Below are 21,357 nucleotides of genomic sequence, written 5' to 3' on the forward strand. Positions count from 1 at the left end.
TCGACGTTAGCTGCACAGCGTCAACTGACGTGCAGTATTTAAAATGGAAGACGAACGAACGTTCATACGCTAAGTTCTGTCTTAACCAGCATTGCTTATCCAAGGAGATTGCCCGTGGTCAATGACCTGCACCGTATCGTTGCGGATGCCTTACCCGACCGTAATCCAGAAGAAACTCGCGAATGGGTTGATGCGTTAAAGGCCGTTGTTACGAACGGCGGTGAAGAACGTGCCAAATATATTGTCCGTAAATTGCTTGCGGCGAGTTCAGAGCTCGGCATTGACGTGCGCACCTTACCCTTAAGTGACTACGTAAACACGATTCCTGCCGACCAAGAACCGGACTATCCCGGTGATATGGAAATTGAGGAACGTATCCGTCACCACCTGCGCTGGAATGCTGCTGCTATCGTGCAACGCGGCCAGCGTCCTGGTTTGGGTGTAGGCGGGCACATTGCCACCTACCAATCCACCTGCCACCTGTATGAAGTGGGCTTTAACCACTACTTCCGCGGTAAAGACCACCCTGGTGGAGGTGACCACATTTACATGCAGGGGCACGGTTCGCCCGGGGCCTACTCGCGCGCCTTCCTTGAAGGACGAATGACGGAATGGGATCTTGATCACTTCCGCCAAACAACAAAGGGCGGTTTAGCGGCCTACCCACACCCACGGTTGATGCCCAATTTCTGGGAGTTCCCAACCGTCAACATGGGGCTCGGCACAATCAATAGTGTGTATCAAGCCCGCTACAATCGGTACTTGCACAACCGTGGCCTGAAAGACACTTCAGATCAGCGCATTTGGGCCTTCATCGGTGATGGTGAAATGGATGAACCCGAAGCACAGGGTGCCTTGACGGTTGCCGCCCGTGACGGCCTAGACAACCTCACCTGGGTAGTAAACTGCAACTTGCAGCGGCTTGATGGTCCGGTACTTCCCAATGGCAAGATTGTGCAACAGCTTGAAGGCCAGTTTGCCGGTGCGGGGTGGAACGTCATTAAGGTGCTGTGGGGACCCAAGTGGGACCGTCTTATCGCCATGGACTCATCAGGTGAGCTGGTCCAGAAACTCAATACCACACCTGATGGTCAGTTCCAGACGTTCACTGCCCGCGACGCAGCCTATGTCAAGGAACACTTCTTTAATACTCCGGCACTGCGTAACCTGCTCGAAAAATCACAGCTCACCGATAACGACTTACCTGTTCTCGACCGTGGTGGGCACAACGTGCGCAAGATTAATGCTGCGTTCGATGCTGCAGTTAATCACAAGGGCCGCCCCACGGTCATCTTGGCGCAGACGGTTAAGGGGTGGAGCCTTGGCAAGGGCTTCATGAGTGCCAATGCCAACCACCAGATGAAGAAGCTGAGCATTGACCAGTTCAAGGCAATGCGTGACCGCCTTGAACTGAATATTCCGGATTCAGCCCTCGTTGATCCCTATCAGGTGCCCTACGTCAGCTTGGATCATGACCCTGAAGCCAAGGAATACTTGCTCGAACGTCGTCGTGAGCTTGGCGGTTTCTTGCCTGAACGTCGTGAATACCACTCCGATATGGCCCTCCCTGAACCTAAGCGTTATGACGCGATGAAGAAGGGCTCAGGTGATGCTGAGGTTGCCACCACGATGGGCCTCGTCCGCTTAATGCGTGACCTCATTAAGGTCAAGGGCTTTGGCGAACGTATCGTACCGATTACTCCTGACGAAGCGCGTACGTTCGGGATTGATTCGATGTTCAACCAGTTGGGCATTTACAGCCCGCAAGGGATGCAATATGACCCGGTTGACTCGGACATGCTGATGAGCTATCGCACGGCAACAGACGGCCAAATCTTGAACGAAGGCATCACGGAATGCGGCTGCATGGCTATTTTCCAAGCTGCAGGAACAAGCCACTCCACCCATGGTGTGGAAATGTTGCCCATGTTCTACTTCTACTCCATGTTTGGGTTGCAGCGCATCGGTGACTCCGTTTGGCAAGCTGCTGACATGCGTGCCCGTGGCTTTATTGTCGGGTGTACCGCCGGACGCACAACGCTGAATGGTGAAGGCCTTCAGCACCAGGACGGTAACTCAATCTTGTATGCCGTTGCGAACCCATCCTTAATTACGTATGACCCAAGCTTTGTCTTTGAAGTCGCGGTCATCGTAGAAGAGGGTATCCGACGCATGATGGGTAAGGACGCTGAAGATGTGATGTTCTACCTCACCGTCTACAACGAACCAACGGTCCAACCAGCAATACCTGCGGACCTTGACCCCCAAGAAATCATTGACGGGATCTACTGCTTCCGTGAATCTGACGCGAACCATACGATGACGGCACAGATCATTGCCTCTGGTTCAGCTATGACAAATGCCTTGAAAGCGCAAGAAATCTTGGCTGCCGAGTACAACGTTGCCGCCGATGTCTGGAGTGCACCAGGCTGGGTAGGTCTCCATCGTGAAGCAGTTGAGGCATTGGAATGGAATCGTGAGCATCCCACCGAGGAACCACGTATTCCACTGGTCACCGAAAAGCTCGAAGAAAATAGTGGTGGACCATTTGTTGCCGTCACTGACTTTGTCAATGGTGTACCTGGCCTCATTGCACCGTATATGCCAGAGGGTAAGACCTTGGCAATCTTGGGTACCGATGGCTTTGGCCGTGCCGATACCCGTGAGGCTCTCCGCCGTGCCTTCCGTATTGATGCCGAGTCAATCGTTGTTGCAGTGCTGTACGAACTTGCCGAAGATGGCGAGATTGACTACAGCGTGGTTGAGCAGGCTCTTCGTAAGTACGAGATGAATTACGAAGATATCCCGGTCAATAACGCCCCGGCTTAAACACCGCATCAGCGCTATGAACGCCACCCATATGGGTGGCGTTCGTGCATGTTGAATACCGTATTGAGCGCTACGGGGCCCTCTTGTTAGAGTACTCGGGCACCGAGGCTGGCAAACTCGGCAAGCGCTGCACGGCTATTTACCTCATCAACCCCGGCACAGGCATCTTGAACAACGGTGACCGGCCAACCTTTTGCAATGGCGTCTTGGACCGTTGCCCGCACACAGACATCAGTCGCAATTCCTACGATAACAAGTTCTTGCACCCCGGTTGTGGCTAATACGGCCTCAAGGTCCGTTGACGAACGCTTACCTGTGACCGGGTCACTCATCGTGAACCCTGAATAGGCATCTTCACCATGAATGCCCTTTTTAATAATCGGATAGGTTGTTGGAGGAAGTTCTGGCATGAGGTCAGCACCAGGCGTACCACCTACACAATGCACTGGCCACTGATTAAAGTGCGCCGTATCCTCAGGATGCCAGTCTGCAGTGTAAATAACGGGTGCACCGGCAGCCTGAGCTGCCGTGACAAGCCCAACGATATGAGGTATAGCCGCTGGTGCCCCCGTCACAAAGAGACTGCCTTCTGGATGCGCAAAATCGTGTTGAACATCGACAACAACCAACGCCATATCGGGGGAGAACGAAAGCTGATCGGCCATCATGCTCCTTTCGATTTAGAGGATGAAAGCGGGAATAGTGGCCACTCCTTGCTACCACGGGTTCGGTCCAGCAGCATTGAAAATCACTATCCCCTCTGTTGAGCTATGACTTGGGAGAGTAGTCGCTCTCTAGCTTGAGGTCGCCGGTAATAATTTGTTGTTGAAGCTCAGCCAAACGGTCTTTTACCGCTTGGTCTACCAGTCCGTCATGATCATGGAAGGGGCTTAAACGCACACCCCCGTTTTCTAAGGTGCCAATATAGGGGTTAGCCGTGAACTTGCCCTCAACCTCATCACGTACCGCTTCTTTTACTGAGGCACCAACGTCCTTGATGACACTCGTCAAAATCACATCTTTATACTCTGGGGCACTGAGGGCTCCGTCTGAGTCGACCCAAATAACAAAGGTGCCTTCCTTTTCTTTTGCCGCAGCTGCCGCCCCTTGGCCAACACTGCCTGCTACAGGCATCACAATGTCGGCTCCTTGCCCAAACATTGCAGTGGTGAGGGTTTTACCTTGGGCAATATCTTCATAGGTGCCTGCAAACGTGCCATCCTTTTGCTCAGGGTCCCACCCCAATACATGCACCGGATCATCAGGATGATCGAGATTCCACTGGTTCGCACCTTTAGCAAATCCATCCATAAATGCGATAACTGGCGGTTCCTGCGTCCCACCAAACGTGCCAATCGTTCGTGTTTTTGATACTGCTGATGCTGCATAACCAGCCAAGAATGAAGCTTGAACGGTATCAAACTCCAATGGCCGTCCATTATCGAGTGTGACAGGCTCGTTCTGCTCGGTGAAGAACCCAGAGTCCACAAGGGCCACGTGCAGATCGGGGTTATCTTCAGCGACCTTCGCTGCGGTTGAAGACTGCAAGTAGCTCATACCAATCAATAACCCACATCCTTCTTGAACCATGGCGTCATAACTTGGCTGGTAATCGCTGACATCTTGAGGTTCATTCACCGTAAAATCGATTGATAACTCCTCAGCGATTGCTTGAAGGCCCTCATAGGCAGATTGGTTGAATGCCTGGTCGTCAAGGCCACCAAACCCGCTGACTAAACAAACGGCAGGCCGATCACCATTCGCCGCGGTTGTGGCTGATGTTTGTCCACCCTCGCTGGTGCCTCCTTGTTCTGGTGCGGCACCACACGCACTCAGGAGTAGACCAGCTACAAGCATAGATACGAGTCGCTTACCCATTGCAATACCTCAGTCTCCATAGTCTCTATTGCATGAATGCCCTCCCATATGGAGGTCACTCCATAGGCATGTTCATGCCCTGGCTAGGTATACCGCATTAGTGATAACGGGGTACAACATCAAGCACACAAAAAACATTGCGAACATACGTTCGATTCCTTTAGGATATCGAACATGAGTTCGTTTATCCATCTTGCTGCTCGAAGTTCCTATAGCCACCGTGAAGGACTCGTACACCCCGATGAACTCGTAGCTCATGCAGTTCAAGCAAAGATGCCAGCGATAGGTGTAGCCGACAGAGATGGGTTAGCCGGTGCTGTTCGCCTTGCAAAAGCCTGTAATCGTGCCGGCATTACCTATATTCCAGGGGTTGATCTTGCAGTACACGATGCTGCGTTACCAGGCTGGAAACGAGCACGAGAACGAACCCAGCACGGTGGGTGTGCCGTTGGTCAACCCTTCATCACTAATGGCGCCCCTCGCATAACGGTTATTGCAACAACAACTCGGGGGCTTGCCGCCATCTGTCGCTTAACCAGTGCAGCACATGGTCTTTATGAGGGCATCCCGCTTCTATCCAATACCGGAAATCCACGACGTCTCCCCATGCTCACCACAGCCGATATTCAAACCCACATCGGGGGAGTAGCGGGCCTCGTTGTGCTTTTTGGGCACCAAAGTCCGATCATCCGCCTTATACGTGCTGGTCTCCACGATGAAGCCAAAACAGAAGCCCGCCGGTGGATGCATTGGTTACACCCTAATCAGCTTGCCTTGGGCATTGCCTACCATGGCGACCAGGCAGACCATCATTTAATCCGCGCCACCTGTGCCCTCGGCGATGCGCTAGGTATCCGTGTCGTACTTAATCAAGTACCACGTTTCTTAGTTCCTGAAGATGACATCATTGCCGATGTCCTCGACGCTATTCGTGAACAGGTACGGGTCGGAGCCACCTACCCACGCCGTCGCCCGTCGGAGGGATTATGGGATGACCCCGCAGCCATTGAACACACCTTTGCTGAACGACCAGACGCCCTGCAATACACCTTGGTGCTCAGTGAACAAGTTGATGTGGACTGGAGGCTCGGGCAGAACCGCGTACCACATTTTGGCCAATGGGATACTGCACCAACCAATACCAGCACCTATGCCTTAGCTGAGCTAAGCCGTATCGGTATGATCGAGCGTTTGGGTATCAACCCCGATGAACACCCAAATGACCCAGCCGTTCAACGCCTTGACCATGAACTCCGTATCGTCACGGCACGTGGGCTCGCCCCCTATTTCTTAGCTGTGAGTGCGATTGTCCAACGGATCCGTGAACAAGACATTCTTGTTGCTTGTCGTGGTTCGGCTGCTAGCAGCCTTATCGCGTACACCTTACGCATCTCTGATGTCAATCCCATGCACTACGGGCTCATTATGGAACGCTTCTTACATGAGTACCGTACAGACCTCCCTGATATTGACCTTGATGTTGAAAGCCATCGCCGCGAAGCTGTACAACGTGACTTAATTCATACTTGGGGTGCAAACCGGGTCACCGGTCTCGCAATGGTTGCTACATTTCGAGCCCGTAGCGCAATTAGAGAAGTAGGGAAAGCGCTCGGCCTCCCAGAACAAGACATCAATCTGGCAGCCAAAGCGTTTCCCCGAACCCGTGCAGCTCGTATCAGCCACTTAGCCGCTACATTGCCTGAAGCCCAAGGCCTTGGCCTTAATGCACCACCTTTCCAACGGCTCTTCGCAATAGCTGAACGCTTAGACGGGCTTCCACGCAACCTCGCCCTCCATCCTTGTGGCCTTATCTTGGCTAATGCAGATTTAGGCGATATTGCGCCTCTCATTCCTTCCGGTCCCCGCGACAATGGGGATACGATTGCGATGGTGCCCTACGATAAGGACGATATTGAAGACCTCGGGCTTGTAAAACTAGACCTTTTGGGTGTGCGTATGCTCAGTGCAATGACACACGCCAAAAGGTTGGCAGAACATACACGGGGAGTGCACATTGACTTTGATCTGGTTGACGCCACACCCGATCCAGCCACATTTTCTATGATCCAACGCTCTGATACGATCGGGATGTTCCAAATCGAAAGTCCTGGTCAACGAGAACTCATCGGTCGACTCACCCCACAGAACACCCACGATCTAGTCATTGATATCAGCCTCTTTCGCCCTGGTCCGGTCAAAGGTGACATGATCGAACCGTTCTTGCGTCGACGGGAAGGACATGAACCAGTCGACTTGCCACCCCTTTTGGCTCCTATTTTGGCTGAAACCTACGGGGTTATCGTGTATCACGAACAAGTCATACGCTGTATTAGCGCAATCACTGGTTGTGACCTTGGTCAAGCAGATATCGCCCGCCGCAATCTTGGCAACACCCATGCACTTCCTGCAATGGAAGACTGGATTCGTTCATGGTGCCAGCGTCGTGGCATCACCCAAGCAGTTACTGATTGGCTTTGGCATAGCTTGGCACAGTTTGCATCGTTTGGGTTTTGTAAAGCACACGCAGCAGCCTTTAGTGTGCCGACGTATCGTAGCGCCTGGCTGAAAGCGAATATGATGCCCGAGTTCTTAGCTGGTGTGCTCACCCATGACCCTGGGATGTACCCGGCTCGCCTGATCTATGCTGAAGCCAGACGACATGGCATTATTCCCCTTGGGGTCAGCATCAATCATTCACAAGCGACCTATACCGTCACCCGAGTACTAGACCCATATACGCCCGATACGACCTTCATTGACGGTGATTATGGTCAGGCACCACCAAGTCATACTGGCCAACGCCACCGCTGGGCGATTCGTCCTGCCCTCACCTGTATTCGGGGTATCGATATGACTCAAATCACCTCCATTTGTGCAGGTCAGCCCTTTCATTCAATCGAAGATGTCCATAAACGCACCCAACTCCACGCACCGGTTGCCTTTGACCTTGCTCGGATTGGAGCCTTTGATGAGATCGCACCAGCCCTCAGCCGTGGTGATATTCAACTTGAGGTAGAGGAACGCTGGGCGACCCAACCACGCAAGCGACACCAAAACCGAAACCCAGCTAACACGACTCAACTAAGACTCTTTAGCGCTGATCCACCAGTGGGCTTACCCGCGCTAAGGCCAGCACACCAAATCCGTGCTGAGGTGGAAGTCACGGGTATTGATATGAGCCAACACATCATCGACTGGTATGCCCACCGTGTATCAGACACCACAAAGAGTGCTGACTTGATGCACTTACCCAATGGGCAACGTGTTCGCATCATAGGCGCTAAGGTTGCTTCACAAACACCACCAACCAAATCGGGTAAACGCATTATTTTCCTCACCCTTGACGATGGCACTGGCCTCGCTGACATCACGTTTTTCCCATGGGCTCACCATGAGTGTGCCCGCACGGTATTTACGAACTGGTTGATGGCTGTAGAGGGACGTATCCAACGGCGTGGACGCCTCCCTACAATTATCGGAGAACGTGCCTGGCCACTGAGCACACAGCCAATGCCACACCAGTTGTGGCACGCCAGTGCTGGAAGTAGCGGATAAGGTATGGATACACCTGAGGTAACTGAACCAATCCTCCATGTCGATATGGATTGTTTCTTTGTATCTGTCGAACGGGTTTTACACCCTGAACTCATTGGGCTACCCGTTGTCGTTGGTCGAGATGGTGGGCGCAGCGTTGTATCCGCAGCCAGTTATGAAGCCCGTGCATACGGTGTTCATTCAGCAATGCCGATGAGTACGGCTAAACGGCTATGCCCCGACCTCCGGATCGTGCATACTCCTGGAGACTATTACCAGCGGGCAAGCCGTGCGGTCATGCGCATTTTGGAATCATTTACGCCGCTTGTCGAAGCGGTAAGTATTGATGAGGCCTATCTCGATGTTCGCGGGGCAGTAAACCTGTTTGGGCCACCGGCAACGATTGCGGCACAGATTCGCACAACGATTGCCCGAGAACTAACCCTACCGGCCAGCGTTGGGATTGCCCCCACTAAGCAGCTTGCCAAATTGGCATCAAATCTGGCAAAACCAAACGGGGTGTATCACATCGAACATACCGCTATCACAGAGATTCTAAACCCATTGCCAATCGGACAGCTCCACGGTGTTGGCGCTAAGACTGTAGAAAAACTCGAACGCCACGCAATCCATACATGTGCAGATGTTTTGGCGTTGCCGCCAGATCTTCTGGATCGTCTTATCGGTCACCATAGCGCAGCACATCTCAGAACAAGTGCAATGGGCATTGATGAACGTCCTGTAGTTGTGCACCAACCGCGTAAACAAATCAGTGCAGAACGAACCTTTGATCGTGATCTTAGTGATGTGGAGCAGATGTATACCGAGCTGTTACGGCTTGCTGAACACGTTGCAACTCGTGCCAGGAAAGCGCACTCATGTGGCCAGGTGGTTACGCTCAAAGTGCGTACCAGTTCCTTTACGACAACAACACGTAACCGAACCCTGCCTACGCCTGTCGATGATGCAACAAGTCTCTACGAGGCTGCTCGGTTGTTGTTAGACCACATGCACATCCAACGAGTAGCCGTACGGCTATTAGGCATCAGTCTCAGTACGTTGTATCCACGCGAGGGGGCACGCCAACTCAGTTTGGACGGTAAAGAAAAGTGGCAAGACATTGACCGCGTTATAGACGGTATACGCAATAAATATCACGGTTCGGTTGTTACGCGAGGAGCCTTGATTGATCCCACTTGACCTGGTTAAACGCCTTCTAAAAAACCGTTATGTTGCCGCTCTGTATCGGCCATATCCTGGCTGTTCACAGACGCTACGTTGTAAGATCAAGGGACAGACACAAGAGGGACAGAGGTGGTGAATGATGGCCCTAAGCGAACACGAACAGCAAATCCTTGATGATATTGCAGCGAACCTGGCAGAAGAAGATCCAGAGTTACGTAAGATCGCGGCGACCACCCAGGCTGATTACACGTGGAAGCAGCGCCGTTTGGCGATCATCCTACTTGTGATTGGGGCAATACTCATGTTAGGCATTGCATTGAAGTGGTGGCTAGCCCCCATTGGTGCCGTGTTTGTATTTACTGGGATGTTCCGATTATTGCGTACCACAAACTCACCCATTCCTGGGTACACCCGAACCCGTGAATCTCGATAGCGCGGTACCAAGCAAAGCGCAACGAACACGAGATGCGTTGCGCAATGCAGCGCGTACCGCCTTTGTTCAAAACGGTTGGGCTGGTACGAGGGTTAATGACATCACCTCTCTTGCACAAGTCAGTCACGGCACGTTTTATACCTACTATGAAAACCGTGAAGCGGTGTTGGATGAGCTTATTAGTGAGGTAGTCACACCCCTCATTGACCTTGCGGCATCTCCTTGGCGGGCTCAAAACCCCACAGATGGGTTACGTTCACTCATTGAAGCATTCTTGGATGTTCACGTTGATGCTGCAGACATCCTTGAGGTATGGCGTCAGGCATCAGCAGACCAACAACGGTTTGCACAGTCATGGACGAGTGTGCACAAAGCATTTACCAGCCGGATCATTCAACGTCTCGAAGGGCTTGCACGTGTGGTTGGCACACCGTGCAAGCCAGACGCCATCCAAGACACGGCTGAAATCCTTGTATCCATGGTCGCGAGCCATAACTTGACGACGACGCAAAATGTGCAGAGTCGTCAACGTGTTGCTGATGCGATGATGATGATATGGGGTGGGGCAATCAATCAACTCCTTGATGCCCCGGTTATCGAACGACCCCAAATGGGTTAGCCCTGACCGTCCAACCCTGGCTCGATAAAGATATAGCGAGCATGGGGGACGACCTCTCGAATCTTCATTTCAAGCGCATTGACCTGGTCAGCTACTTCTGCGTACGACAGGGTGCTATCCATCTCAACTTTGATAGCCAACATGAACTCCTCAGGGGCTGTATGCAGTGTACGCATATTGAGAAGCTTCACGATTCCAGGTTCAAGATCAATGACCTTCCGAATCATGGTTGCTTCTTGTTCACTGGCCCCTTCGCCAATTAACATACTCTTTGTTTCAACCGCAAGGAATATTGCAATTGCACCGAGTAACAACCCAATACAAATGGTGCCAATGGCGTCAAAGACTGGATTGACAAGTTCACTCAATAACACACTAATAAAAGCAATAACAAGGCCAACCAAAGCACCCGAGTCTTCTAGTAAGACAACAGGCAGTTCAGGGTTACGGGTAATGTGGATAAACTCCCATAACGAATAATTCCCACGTAATTTATTGGCTTCTTTCCAGGCCGTGATAAAGCTATATCCCTCAAGAAGGATTGCGACAGCCAGAATGATAAGCGCAACAATCAAGTTCTCGGGTTTATGGGGATTCACAAGTTTATGGATCCCTTCATAGAGACTAAATACCGAGCCTAAACTAAAGAGAATAAGGCTCACGATAAATGCCCAGAAAAAGCGTTCGCGACCATACCCGAATTGATGGATATCATCGGCAGGACGTTTAGCCCAGCGTCCGCCAAGTAAGAGCAGCATTTGATTGCCGCTGTCAGCAAAACTATGGATACCTTCTGCAAGCATTGCTGAAGATCCAGTAAAGCCCCACCCCACGAACTTCGCAATCGAGATACCAACGTTTGCGATGAGTGCAGCAATAATTGCCTTTGTTCCGCCCTCTGAAGCCATATTACGCTTTAATCTCCATATCTTTTCCAATCACAACAATGCCCTCTTCAGTCACGGTAAAACCACGTTCACGGTCTCTATCCAAATCAACACCAATTTCGGTATGTGGAGGAATAACCACATTCTTGTCAATAATGGCATTGTGTATGACCGCGTGACGGCCAACATTCACTTTGTGCATCAACACACTTTCATGTACTTCACTGAATGAATTAACCCGTACATCGGGGCTGAGCACTGATCCGTGAACGTAACCACCAGACACCACACACCCAGGGCTTACCATGGATGACACCGCTCGTCCCATCCGGTCAGCTTCATCGTGAACGAATTTGGCTGGAGGGCGCGTGGGATTCCAGGACAGAATGGGCCAGCGGTAGTTATACAAGTCAAGGGCTGGTTCAAGACTTACCAGATCCATGGAAGCTTCGTGATAGGCCTTCAACGTCCCTACATCACGCCAGTACCCTCGCTCAAATGTTGTTTGACCAGGCCACATATTCTCAGAAAAGTTGTAGACCGATGCCACATGGTCCTTCACCATGGCCGGAATGATATTTCCCCCAAGATCATGTTGGGATTCATCATCCTTAGCATCGGCTGACAAGTACTCCATCAGGGCGTCAACGCTAAAAATGTAGTTCCCCATAGATGCATAACATTCATCTGGACTACCTGGGATAGTTGGTGGGTCTGATGGCTTCTCGACAAAATGCGCTATCGTACGCCCATCTGGGCCTGGCTCAATAATGCCGAAGGCACCCGCTTCTTCTTTGGGCACACGAATACCGGCTACCGTGACCCCAGCCCCCGACGCAATATGTTCTTCAAGCATGTGCCGCGGGTCCATGCGATAAATATGGTCAGCACCGAAGACAACGACGTGATCAGGGTGTTCGTCTCTGATGACATTCAAATTTTGGAAAATAGCATCGGCCGATCCCACAAACCAGCGGTTTCCAGAACGCATCTGAGCTGGAACGGGGGTCACGAAATCACCCATCAACGGTGACATGCGCCACGTCTGATTCAGATGAATATTGAGCGAATGAGACTTGTATTGCGTTAATACCACAATACGTCGTAGTCCCGCATTGACGAGATTGGATAGCACAAAATCAATAATTCGATAGCTCCCACCAAAGGGAACAGCAGGCTTGGCACGGTCAACCGTGAGAGGGGTTAAGCGCGTACCTTTGCCACCGGCAAGGACCATTGCAAGAACACGTGTGTTGCTCATGGCTGCACGGTAACGAAGGACTGTGGATTAGTCAACTTCTCCGAGAAGTACCAACCATTGATGCGGCCACTCCTGCGGCGAGTGCACAGATCGCTAACACGAATAGTGCTAGCCCATACATGCTAGAAGGGTCGTAGATCGGATTAAACAATACATCCATAAATGGAGGAATTGGTGGCAATCCAGTGGGGGAGAGTTGTGACCCGAAGCCGTACCACGGGAACACCCCAAAGACGAGAAAACTGCCGATCATCCAAGGCAATGACGACCGCATCCCGGTAATGAAGCGAACGGCAAGAATCGTGAGGACAACCCCAACTGCTCCACCGACCATCAAACTGATCGCTGCTCTAATTTGAAAATCTGAATGGTTTGCATTCCATGCGGTCAATGTCGGGAGCAACACCCAAAAACGGCCCAATAGTTGAGCCGCACCGATGAGGGCAACCAGCCAAACAAGGATGTCTCGACCAAACCCCGGTTGAAGTGCCATGCGACGAGCTTTCCCTACCTGATCTTGGGCAAACAAAACATCGAGCGGGGCATGGGTATTTGTGAGGTTACGATCGACCTCATTATCAGTAGATCGCCGGCGTGCAGACCGCCCCCAGAATCGGCTTGCAGCTGGGGGTTCTGAAGAGAAGGGCGCTCCGTATGGCGTCTCATCTTGGTCTTCTTCAGTAAAGGATTCGACAATCCAACTATCGGTATCATCAGCAGGGATTGGTACAGATGGGGCAACACTTCGCGGAGCTACAGTAATTGGTGCCGATTGAGTTGGTTCAGGTTGTGATGGCATCGCTTGAGCAGGAGCACGTTGAGGTGCGCTCATGTCTGCTCGCTGATCGATAGGTTGTTGGTCTGGTGACATGGGGGAAGGGGCTAGTTCTGATGAAGAGGGGGGTGGAGAACTTGGGATTGATTGTGGTGATACCAGAGGCGGTGGTTGCTGAGGTGGTTGCTGAGGTTCTTGCTCAGAGGTCCGTACCTCACCCCGCAAAATTGCTTCTGTCTCTTCTTTCGTAAAAGCAGGGGTAACTGTAGGGATGACGTCTAATTCGTTAGATCCAGAGGCCTCATCCTGGTTTGGTACAGTCACCAGCATCGGAGGATGTTCGTGACCATCCATCGAGGCCCACCGCTCAGCATCAGATAAATCTGATGGCATTGATAGCGGTGTGTCTGATTCAACAGTAATAGTGTCCCTTTTTAGTACAGAGACACTCGGAGCAGCTTCTTGTTTCGGTGATACCGATGCCTTACTTCCCTGGTCAGACGGGTCTCTACCCGCATATTCTCCTGGGTAGTCGGGCTGATCAAAATATGCAGATGGCCACCACCCTTCCGAATCGGGATCGGATGGTTGGGGAAATCGATTCTTCGGGTCACCAGTCATAATCTCATGTAAAGAATATGGCATTAGCGGTATGCGCCAACCAGTTTGGTAGCATGACGTGCAACTGATCCTCTGTGAAAGGAAAACTCATGGTACGTGGAGCTCGCGTCGCTGACGAAGCGGTACGCGCCTACATGGAAGCACTTCAAGACCCCAATTCGGCGGTTGACTGGGACCACGTAGACGATCTTGCCGGGCAAATAACCGAAGCAACGGACCCTGTTCGTCGCGTATTGTTGCGCTCTCAATGGCGGCAAGCCTCTGATCCAGCCACTTATATTCCTGATCTTGAAGCTGATTTTGTTGCCTTTGCCGGCCAATGGGCTGAAGCCAACCAAGTGATCGGTGACGACTTCTTCTATGAAGGTGTCCCGTTACCAGTACTCCGCCAGGCTGGACTGAATATCAGTGACGAAGCTGCTGGGTGGGTTGACGAAGATGAAATGCGTGCCGCTGAAGAAGTCGTCGACACAACCGACCGTAGCGAAAGCACCCGCGTCGTACCCGTTTCCACACCAACCCCTTCAGCAACGCCAACCGCAGGGAGCGAAGATCCTGATAGCCCGACCGGTCGTGCCGTCGCTGCGATGACTGAGCAACCATTCACGGTGGCAGAGTTAGCTGAACAGGCCGACGTGTCACGTACCGTGGTACGCCAGCTGATTGAGCGTATGGAAGCCGATGGTGAACTGATTAAAGGCGAACCAGACGAAGAGACTGGCGACTCAACATGGCGGCGCGCCTAACACGCATTTACTTTCGATAGCACTCACCAAATAACGGGCACCTCAGGGGTGCCCGTTATACGTCGTACAAGTGTGTGCTGCCTTATGGTGCAGGGATCACGAGACCCTTCCACTCGGTTTCCATCCACTTCTTTGTTTCATCACTGGTTAAGAGGGAGTAGAAGGTCGTGATACGCGGGTCATCTTTTAACTCTTCGCGGGTGGCAACAATGTTGTACCAGACACTGTCTTGTGGTTCGACCGCAATTTGGCTTTCGGCGGTGAGTCCTGCCCCAGCGGCATAATTGTAGTTAATCGCTGCCGCATCAAAATCATCGAGTGCTGATGGCAATGTGGCGGCTTCGAGTTCCCTAATTTCGAGCTTCTTGGGGTTATCGGTGATCTGGTCGATTGATGTCGCATCCTGCTCGACCTTGATTAGCCCTTCACGGGACAATAGTTCAAGGGCGCGCGCTTCATTAGATGGATCATTCGGAATGGCGAGGCGTGCCCCTTCACCAAGCTCATCGATGGACTTGAGCGTCTTGGAATAGACCGCCATCGGGGTCAAGTGAACAGGCCCCACCGTGACAATTTTGTCATTGGGGTTATTCGCCAAATACTCATCTAAGAACGGCTGATGTTGAAAGAGGTTGGCGTCATTTGACCCATCTGCCAGCGCTTGATTGGGTGTGGTGTAGTCGCTGAACTCTTGGATCTCTACGACAAGACCGGCTCGTTCAGCTTGGCCAGAATCAATAACATATTGGATGATCTCAGCCTCTGGACTTGCGGTAGCACCGACCTTCAAGGTTCCTAGCTTGCCGCCCTCACCTGCTGCCGTGCTCGCGCCCGAAGACGCACCCGCAGACGCTGAATCAGTTGAACTTGGGGCTGCGCATGCGGCCAGCGCAAAGGCGCTTGCCGCCACAACAGCAATCAGTTTCTTCATGTGCATTCCTTTCGAATTATCGGTGGTCTAGTCGGTTGGCTAACCAGCCACCAACGGCTTGGAAAACTTGAACAATGGCGACAAGGATCACAACCGTGCCAATAATGTGGATAACGCTGTAGCGCTGATGGCCGTATCGTAAGGCGACATCACCTAACCCACCGGCCCCAATGACCCCCACGATGGCGCTATAACCGATAACACTGACCGCCGTTGTGGTGTATCCGCGTAACAACCCAGGGATTGCTTCAGGCAGCATGAACCGAGAAATAAGTTGCCACCGTGTTGCACCCAGTGATTCTCCAGCCTCGATGAGTCCTGGTGGAACCTCTTTGAGTGAAATCTCGACAATCCGGGCATAGAAGGGGATGGCAGCAATCGTGAGGGGCACAATCGCACTGTGTACCTCAAAGGCACTCCCCAATAGGAACCGCGTGAATGGGATGAGGGCCACCATCAAGATGATGAAGGGAATAGACCGCCCAATATTGATGGAAATAGCCAAAAAGCCATTAATCACCTTACCTAGAGCTCGAGATCCAAACGGTGCCTCAAGTACCCCGCCCTTTTCGGTAGCAACAAGGGCAATGCCCATCAGCAGTCCGAACATGCCGGTAAAAATCATCGTGCCGATAACCACGAATAGCGTCTGCCACGTCGCTTCAAGCAGTAATTCAAATAACTTGGGCCAAAAGCCTGGTGCGCTCGGATCAACCATCGTTGCCCTCCCGGTTGCTGATGACATCGACAATTAACCCCTTAGACCGTAGGTCAGCAAGGGCATGTTGATGTAATTCCACCGGGCCAGGCAATTCAAGCCGGGTCCGTCCGATTTGCATATCACCAATATTCTCTATCGCCGCACCCAATAACGACGCGTCAATGTCATGGTCGCGCACAAGCTGTGCAATGAAGGGTTCATTAGTTGCCACACCAGCAAAGGTCACTTCAATGATCGTATTGCCGCGAGAGCGTGGGAGTGGCCCAAGTGGGAACAGTTCATTCCCTAACACTGATCCATGAACCGCAAGCACATCCACGAGTTTGCCTTGTTCAACGATATTGCCTTTACGCATCAATGCGGCGCTGTGACAAATGGTTTTTACCACTTCCATTTCATGCGTAATGAGGAGCACTGTGAGGTTTAGCTCTTCATTCAGCTCTTTTAAAAGGGTAAGAATCTGGTGTGTTGTTTCAGGGTCAAGGGCACTGGTGGCTTCATCACTGAGCAACACGCTCGGCTTACTCGCTAAGGCACGGGCAATCCCGACTCGCTGTTTTTGCCCACCAGAAAGCTGGGCAGGGTACTGGTGGGCACGATCGGCAAGACCAACACGATCCAGCATGTTCATGGCTTCACGTTCGCGATCACCTGTAAAACCTGAGGTGATCAACGCAAGCTCAACATTGGCCAGTGCTGTTTTACTGGACAATAAATTGAACTGTTGAAAAATCATTCCGATGTCGTGACGGGCTACCCGCAGTGCTTCTCCATGCAAGGCACGCATATCACGCCCGTTCACCGTGACGGTGCCACTATCGGGACGTTCGAGGCCATTAACCGTACGAATCAGCGTTGACTTTCCAGCACCAGAGGTACCAACGACACCATAAATCTCGCCAGCTTCAACATGTAAGCTCACATCATCCAACGCGCGTACAGGATTGGGCCCAGGAAAGGTTTTTGAGACATGCGCTAACGTGATCAATGGACCCTCCTTTCCTGCTATCGGGTGGTTTTTGCTCGGCTCAACCCTATCGGCTTCAATTTTTTCTTACAGTGGAAACGATGAATACCCTGACTGAACGTGATGCAGCTGCCGTCTGGCATCCGTATGCCCCAATGCCTCCGGCCTATCCGGCCTATCCTGTTATTGATGCCCACGAGGTGTACTTGACTTTAGAAGATGGGCGTGAGGTCATTGATGCGATGTCCTCTTGGTGGTGCATGGTCCACGGTTACCGCCATCCGGTGATGAGTCAAGCTATCAAAGACCAAGTTGACCGCTTTAGTCACGTCATGTTTGGTGGCCTCACCCACGAGCCAGCGATTCGGCTTTGTGAGGAACTGCTTGCCCTTGCACCCTCGGGATTCGCCCATGTGTTTTTAGCCGATAGTGGCAGTGTGGCTGTTGAGGTGGCGTTGAAATTAGCTCGCCAACAAGCCATTACCCGATCACCTCAGGGCACATTGGATACATCGCGCATGCGCCTTGCCACCCTTCGGGGGGGATACCACGGCGATACCTGGGGTGCGATGGGTGTTTGTGACCCCGAAGGGGGTATGCACGCCTTGTACGGTGATGCACTCGGCCACCAGGTATTTCTACCGCGACCACCTGCCGGATATGGGCGAACGAGTGATGACCCTGCACTTCAAACATGGGCAGGTGATGTGAGTGCCCTCATTGAGGCCCATCGCAACGAGCTTTGTGGCATCGTACTTGAACCTGTCTTACAGGGGGCAGGCGGCATGTATATCTACAGCCCTGAAGTGCTCCGAATCCTGCGTGCCATTGCGGATGACCAAGGATTAGTGCTCATTTTTGATGAGATCGCCACAGGTTTTGGTCGAACTGGCCAATGGTGGGGGGCTAGTCATGCTGATGTGGTCCCAGACATTATGTGTGTGGGCAAGGCGCTCACGGGTGGATATATGACCCAGGCAGCCGTTTTGGTCACCAGCCAGGTTGCTGAACGATTACGCCAGAGCCCATCAGAAGTCTTGATGCACGGTCCCACCTTTATGGGGAATCCACTTGCCTGTGCGGCCAGTCTGGCTTCGATTGGGTTATTGCGGACCGAAGATTGGAAAGACCAAGTTGCGATGATTGAGACACGGCTGCATCAAGGGCTCAGCCCGCTCATCACCGTTGATGCGGTAGCTGATGTTCGTATCCTTGGCGCCGTAGGTGTCGTCGAACTTCATCACCCCATTGATGTACCCAGACTGACTGCAACGGCATTGGATGCTGGGGTTTGGGTACGCCCATTCGGTAAACTGCTGTACACGATGCCGCCATACATCGCCCAAACCCACCACATCGACACGATAACCGCGGCAATGGCCATTGCGGTTGAACACGCTGAAAGGCAATAACGTTGAGTCAGGTACTACTGATTACAGGAACCGATACGGGTGTAGGTAAAACAATTGCAACCGCAGCCCTTGCAGTTCATTTCAGCCAACAAGGCCGTCGTGTCGGGGTCGTTAAGCCCGTCCAATCTGGGGTTGAGGATGGCGAACAATCCGATGTTGAAACCGTTGCTCGTCTCAGTGGCATAGCACCTGAAGATACCTATGAGCGGGTCCGTCTCCCCGAACCATTGGCGCCAACCCAAGCAGCTAGCCGTGCTGGTGTGGCGTTACCACCCATGCGTGAGCATGCAGCATTCATCGCTGGGCTTGTACCCACCTATGATGTCATTCTTGTTGAAGGCGCAGGGGGGATCAGTGTGCCATTAGATGCTGAGGACCACACACTGATTGATTTAGCCCACGACTTGCAGGCACTGGACCTTGATCCTCATGCCGTCATCGTTAACCGTGCAGGTCTAGGCACCTTGAACCACACGCGCCTGACGGTTTGGATGCTTCAAACAAATGCAGTACCCCTATTGGGAACCGTTGTGGGTGCTGCACCGAATCCGGACGATGTGGCCGGCCAATTAAATATTGATGAAATGAAGACCTTTGCCAATTCACCACTGCTAACGGTATTGCCAGACCATTTGGGTGATATGGACCATAACCGCTTCACTGCCACCCTCACAGCCCACTGGCAAGCCCACCCGATCAGCCTCGGATAGCGCAATGAATCTAGATGCGTGGGCGTATGAACAACTGCTTGGATTGCGACAAGCAGGTACCCAGCGTCAGTACACCCCCGTCACGATTGACGGCCCTTGGGCAACGGTGGATGAAGAGCGTCGCCTTAACTTTGCATCGAACGACTACCTCGGGATCGCATCAGATCCCATTATCCGACAGCATTTTCACTCTGAGGCGCACTTTAGTGCCTCCTCAGCACGGTTACAGACTGGCACCCACCCAGAACATCTTGCCCTTGAACACCAAGCAAGTTTGTGGTGGGGGAGACCAGTCCTCTCAATGGGAAGCGGATGGCATGCCAATGTTGGGGTGTTATCGACCTTGGCTAACCGAGATACCACCGTGTATACCGACCGACTCGTCCACGCCAGCATCTTGGATGGTATCCGCCTTTCAGGCGCCCACCTTCGCCGGTACCGCCATAATGACCTAGATCATCTAGCAGAACTCTTGGCTACCCATAGCCCTAATGACCGGGTCATGGTGGTGACTGAATCCATCTTCTCAATGGATGGTGATGAGGTGGATTTAGCGAAATGGGTGGAGATTACCAAGATTTATCCTCACGTAATTACTGTTGTTGATGAAGCGCACGCCGTTGGGGTCACCGGACCGCGGGGGAGAGGGGTAGCTGCGCGTGAGGGGGTGAGCAATCACATTGATGTGCTCATTGCGCCACTGGGGAAAGCGATGGCATCTGTTGGAAGCTTTGTTGGTTGCTCTGAGCCAGTGAAAGATCTTCTCATTTCAACAACCCGTTCTTTTCTCTTCTCGACGGCACTCCCACCGATTCAAGCCGCTTGGACAGGCTATGCCCTTGATATTGTGAGTCGAGCCGATGACCGTCGAGGTGCATTGACGGAAAATCAACACCTACTCGCCAACGGTATTCAATCGGTTACTGGCCAAGACACCTCACGGTGTACCCACATCATTCCGATCTTGGTCGGTGAGAATACGAAGGCAAAACATCTTGCCAGCCGGTTACAAGCGTTGGGATGGCAGGTGATGGCTATTGTGCCCCCAACCGTACCTGAGCGAACCTCGCGCGTGCGCCTGAGCGTGCGTGCAGATATGCCGACTGCAGCCATCCACGAGTTTTTGAATGATCTTCGTGAGTTATGGACCGATCAAACGCTGACCTGACAAGTATGCATTGGGTCCACCGCCCGCCCCAAGCGTCAACACTTGACATTGTGTGTTTAGGGTGGAGTGCTCCGGCATCAGCCATCCAACGGGTTAACGAAGACCATGCGGTTGTGGCCATTAGCAATCCGGTCAATGACCTTTGGCTGAATACCCTCATAACTGACGCCAAAGATTATGACAACTGTCGAATTACAGCATGGTCATTGGGTGTTGTAACTGCCTCTCGACTACTAGGTGACATAAGTAACGCCCAATTTGAGGCGATTAATGGGGTGCCATTCCCGTTTGAGGGCTGTCTCGACCGAACAACAACCGTTGCGATGGCCAATGCTCTGACTCCAGATGCCCTCCATGCCTTTCAAATGGGTATGTGTGGATCTCGTCGGGCACTTCAGCGCTGGCGCGCCCTTGACGGTCATCCCGACCTCATCCGCTTACAACAGTCCTTGGCCTGGTGGATTGCGATTGAACGTGAGCCACCGATGGTGCGAGCATCACGATGGTCCTCTGCCTGTGTTAGTTCACATGACCGTATCTGTGACCCTCAGGGCCAAATAGCCCAATGGCAGCGCCTTGGCTTGGCTGAGCCAACGATTGTGACTGGCGCACATTGGCTACCAGATGCCCTATTGGTCCCCTAAATACGTCGCAATGACGTCACCTGTTCGCAACAGGCC

Annotated in this window: 18 protein-coding genes; 10 read left to right on the forward strand and 8 right to left on the reverse strand. The window is 52.4% G+C overall.

Going from position 1 to position 21,357, the window contains the following annotated elements; all coding sequences use genetic code 11:
• Positions 1-90: 90 nt before the first annotated feature.
• The gene (gene aceE, locus VCU37_RS06830; RefSeq protein ID WP_418896470.1) at positions 91-2,829 is read left to right on the forward strand and encodes a pyruvate dehydrogenase (acetyl-transferring), homodimeric type; all 2,739 of its coding nucleotides are present in this window, start codon (positions 91-93) and stop codon (positions 2,827-2,829) included.
• A gap of 86 nt (positions 2,830-2,915) precedes the next feature.
• Here the strand turns inward: aceE and VCU37_RS06835 are convergent, their stop codons facing one another.
• Positions 2,916-3,494, reverse strand: a complete 579-nt coding sequence (locus VCU37_RS06835) for a cysteine hydrolase family protein (RefSeq protein WP_336249885.1) — start codon at positions 3,492-3,494, stop codon at positions 2,916-2,918.
• A 103-nt stretch (positions 3,495-3,597) separates the two neighbouring features.
• Positions 3,598-4,707: a BMP family lipoprotein gene (locus VCU37_RS06840; RefSeq protein ID WP_336249886.1), complete on the reverse strand. Its 1,110-nt coding sequence runs from the start codon at positions 4,705-4,707 to the stop codon at positions 3,598-3,600.
• Between the two features lie 174 nt (positions 4,708-4,881).
• On the opposite strand from VCU37_RS06840, the gene dnaE reads away from it, so the two are divergent.
• From dnaE to VCU37_RS06860, 4 genes are all read left to right on the forward strand, one after another.
• Positions 4,882-8,262 carry a DNA polymerase III subunit alpha gene (gene dnaE / locus VCU37_RS06845; protein WP_336249887.1) on the forward strand — a complete coding sequence of 1,127 codons (3,381 nt, stop codon included), beginning with the start codon at positions 4,882-4,884 and terminating at the stop codon, positions 8,260-8,262.
• Positions 8,263-8,265: 3 nt separating this feature from the next.
• A complete protein-coding gene (gene dinB, locus VCU37_RS06850) occupies positions 8,266-9,441 on the forward strand; it encodes a DNA polymerase IV (protein ID WP_336249888.1) in 1,176 nt (391 codons plus the stop codon).
• 121 nt (positions 9,442-9,562) lie between these two features.
• Entirely contained in the window at positions 9,563-9,859 is a 297-nt protein-coding gene (locus VCU37_RS06855; protein ID WP_336249889.1) for a DUF3040 domain-containing protein, read from the forward strand.
• Entirely contained in the window at positions 9,846-10,478 is a 633-nt protein-coding gene (locus VCU37_RS06860; RefSeq protein ID WP_336249890.1) for a TetR/AcrR family transcriptional regulator, read from the forward strand. Before VCU37_RS06855 ends, VCU37_RS06860 begins: the two co-directional genes overlap by 14 nt.
• On the opposite strand, the gene VCU37_RS06865 is transcribed toward VCU37_RS06860, so the two are convergent.
• Genes VCU37_RS06865 through VCU37_RS06875 form a run of 3 tightly spaced genes read right to left on the reverse strand, consistent with a single transcriptional unit; the run spans position 10,475 to position 14,046 of the window.
• Complete coding sequence (locus VCU37_RS06865; protein ID WP_336249891.1) at positions 10,475-11,386, reverse strand: cation diffusion facilitator family transporter; 912 nt, start codon at positions 11,384-11,386, stop codon at positions 10,475-10,477. The genes VCU37_RS06860 and VCU37_RS06865 overlap by 4 nt on opposite strands.
• A 1-nt stretch (position 11,387) precedes the next feature.
• Positions 11,388-12,626 carry a glucose-1-phosphate adenylyltransferase gene (glgC, locus tag VCU37_RS06870; RefSeq protein WP_336249892.1) on the reverse strand — a complete coding sequence of 413 codons (1,239 nt, stop codon included), beginning with the start codon at positions 12,624-12,626 and terminating at the stop codon, positions 11,388-11,390.
• 31 nt (positions 12,627-12,657) lie between these two features.
• Complete coding sequence (locus VCU37_RS06875) at positions 12,658-14,046, reverse strand: hypothetical protein (protein WP_336249893.1); 1,389 nt, start codon at positions 14,044-14,046, stop codon at positions 12,658-12,660.
• A gap of 65 nt (positions 14,047-14,111) precedes the next feature.
• Between VCU37_RS06875 and VCU37_RS06880 the strand changes: the two genes are divergently transcribed.
• Entirely contained in the window at positions 14,112-14,768 is a 657-nt protein-coding gene (locus VCU37_RS06880; RefSeq protein ID WP_336249894.1) for a helix-turn-helix domain-containing protein, read from the forward strand.
• Between the two features lie 82 nt (positions 14,769-14,850).
• Here the strand turns inward: VCU37_RS06880 and VCU37_RS06885 are convergent, their stop codons facing one another.
• The 3 genes from VCU37_RS06885 to VCU37_RS06895 are packed head-to-tail and all read right to left on the reverse strand — an operon-like array spanning position 14,851 to position 17,408.
• A complete protein-coding gene (locus VCU37_RS06885) occupies positions 14,851-15,699 on the reverse strand; it encodes a MetQ/NlpA family ABC transporter substrate-binding protein (RefSeq protein ID WP_336249895.1) in 849 nt (282 codons plus the stop codon).
• A 16-nt stretch (positions 15,700-15,715) separates the two neighbouring features.
• Entirely contained in the window at positions 15,716-16,444 is a 729-nt protein-coding gene (locus tag VCU37_RS06890; RefSeq protein WP_336249896.1) for a methionine ABC transporter permease, read from the reverse strand.
• Positions 16,410-17,408 (reverse strand): methionine ABC transporter ATP-binding protein, encoded by a 999-nt coding sequence (locus VCU37_RS06895; protein WP_336249897.1) that lies wholly within the window; start codon positions 17,406-17,408, stop codon positions 16,410-16,412. The genes VCU37_RS06890 and VCU37_RS06895 overlap by 35 nt, the downstream gene beginning before the upstream one ends.
• 80 nt (positions 17,409-17,488) lie before the next feature.
• Between VCU37_RS06895 and bioA the strand changes: the two genes are divergently transcribed.
• From bioA to VCU37_RS06915, 4 genes are read left to right on the forward strand one after another with little or no spacing between them, the layout of a single operon-like run.
• Positions 17,489-18,799: an adenosylmethionine--8-amino-7-oxononanoate transaminase gene (gene bioA / locus VCU37_RS06900; protein WP_336249898.1), complete on the forward strand. Its 1,311-nt coding sequence runs from the start codon at positions 17,489-17,491 to the stop codon at positions 18,797-18,799.
• Between the two features lie 2 nt (positions 18,800-18,801).
• Positions 18,802-19,509 carry a dethiobiotin synthase gene (bioD, locus tag VCU37_RS06905; protein ID WP_336249899.1) on the forward strand — a complete coding sequence of 236 codons (708 nt, stop codon included), beginning with the start codon at positions 18,802-18,804 and terminating at the stop codon, positions 19,507-19,509.
• 4 nt (positions 19,510-19,513) lie between these two features.
• Positions 19,514-20,677, forward strand: a complete 1,164-nt coding sequence (locus VCU37_RS06910; RefSeq protein ID WP_336249900.1) for an aminotransferase class I/II-fold pyridoxal phosphate-dependent enzyme — start codon at positions 19,514-19,516, stop codon at positions 20,675-20,677.
• On the forward strand, positions 20,653-21,321 hold the full coding sequence (locus VCU37_RS06915) for a pimeloyl-ACP methyl esterase BioG family protein (protein WP_336249901.1): 669 nt from the start codon (positions 20,653-20,655) through the stop codon (positions 21,319-21,321). The genes VCU37_RS06910 and VCU37_RS06915 overlap by 25 nt, the downstream gene beginning before the upstream one ends.
• The last annotated feature ends 36 nt before the right edge of the window (positions 21,322-21,357 follow it).

Source organism: Stomatohabitans albus (assembly GCF_036336025.1).
GTDB lineage: Bacteria > Actinomycetota > Nitriliruptoria > Euzebyales > Euzebyaceae > Stomatohabitans > Stomatohabitans albus.

What these genes read in the sequence shown, in the direction of transcription:
- VCU37_RS06855 (WP_336249889.1), top strand. Translation starts at nt 9,563, where the DNA reads ATGATGGCCCTAAGCGAACACGAACAGCAAATCCTTGATGATATTGCA.
- glgC (WP_336249892.1), bottom strand. Translation starts at nt 12,626, where the DNA reads ATGAGCAACACACGTGTTCTTGCAATGGTCCTTGCCGGTGGCAAAGGT.
- dinB (WP_336249888.1), top strand. Translation starts at nt 8,266, where the DNA reads ATGGATACACCTGAGGTAACTGAACCAATCCTCCATGTCGATATGGAT.
- VCU37_RS06835 (WP_336249885.1), bottom strand. Translation starts at nt 3,494, where the DNA reads ATGGCCGATCAGCTTTCGTTCTCCCCCGATATGGCGTTGGTTGTTGTC.
- VCU37_RS06885 (WP_336249895.1), bottom strand. Translation starts at nt 15,699, where the DNA reads ATGAAGAAACTGATTGCTGTTGTGGCGGCAAGCGCCTTTGCGCTGGCC.
- dnaE (WP_336249887.1), top strand. Translation starts at nt 4,882, where the DNA reads ATGAGTTCGTTTATCCATCTTGCTGCTCGAAGTTCCTATAGCCACCGT.
- VCU37_RS06890 (WP_336249896.1), bottom strand. Translation starts at nt 16,444, where the DNA reads ATGTCATCAGCAACCGGGAGGGCAACGATGGTTGATCCGAGCGCACCA.
- VCU37_RS06910 (WP_336249900.1), top strand. Translation starts at nt 19,514, where the DNA reads ATGAATCTAGATGCGTGGGCGTATGAACAACTGCTTGGATTGCGACAA.
- VCU37_RS06840 (WP_336249886.1), bottom strand. Translation starts at nt 4,707, where the DNA reads ATGGGTAAGCGACTCGTATCTATGCTTGTAGCTGGTCTACTCCTGAGT.
- VCU37_RS06880 (WP_336249894.1), top strand. Translation starts at nt 14,112, where the DNA reads ATGGTACGTGGAGCTCGCGTCGCTGACGAAGCGGTACGCGCCTACATG.
- VCU37_RS06865 (WP_336249891.1), bottom strand. Translation starts at nt 11,386, where the DNA reads ATGGCTTCAGAGGGCGGAACAAAGGCAATTATTGCTGCACTCATCGCA.
- VCU37_RS06875 (WP_336249893.1), bottom strand. Translation starts at nt 14,046, where the DNA reads ATGCCATATTCTTTACATGAGATTATGACTGGTGACCCGAAGAATCGA.
- VCU37_RS06915 (WP_336249901.1), top strand. Translation starts at nt 20,653, where the DNA reads ATGGACCGATCAAACGCTGACCTGACAAGTATGCATTGGGTCCACCGC.
- bioA (WP_336249898.1), top strand. Translation starts at nt 17,489, where the DNA reads ATGAATACCCTGACTGAACGTGATGCAGCTGCCGTCTGGCATCCGTAT.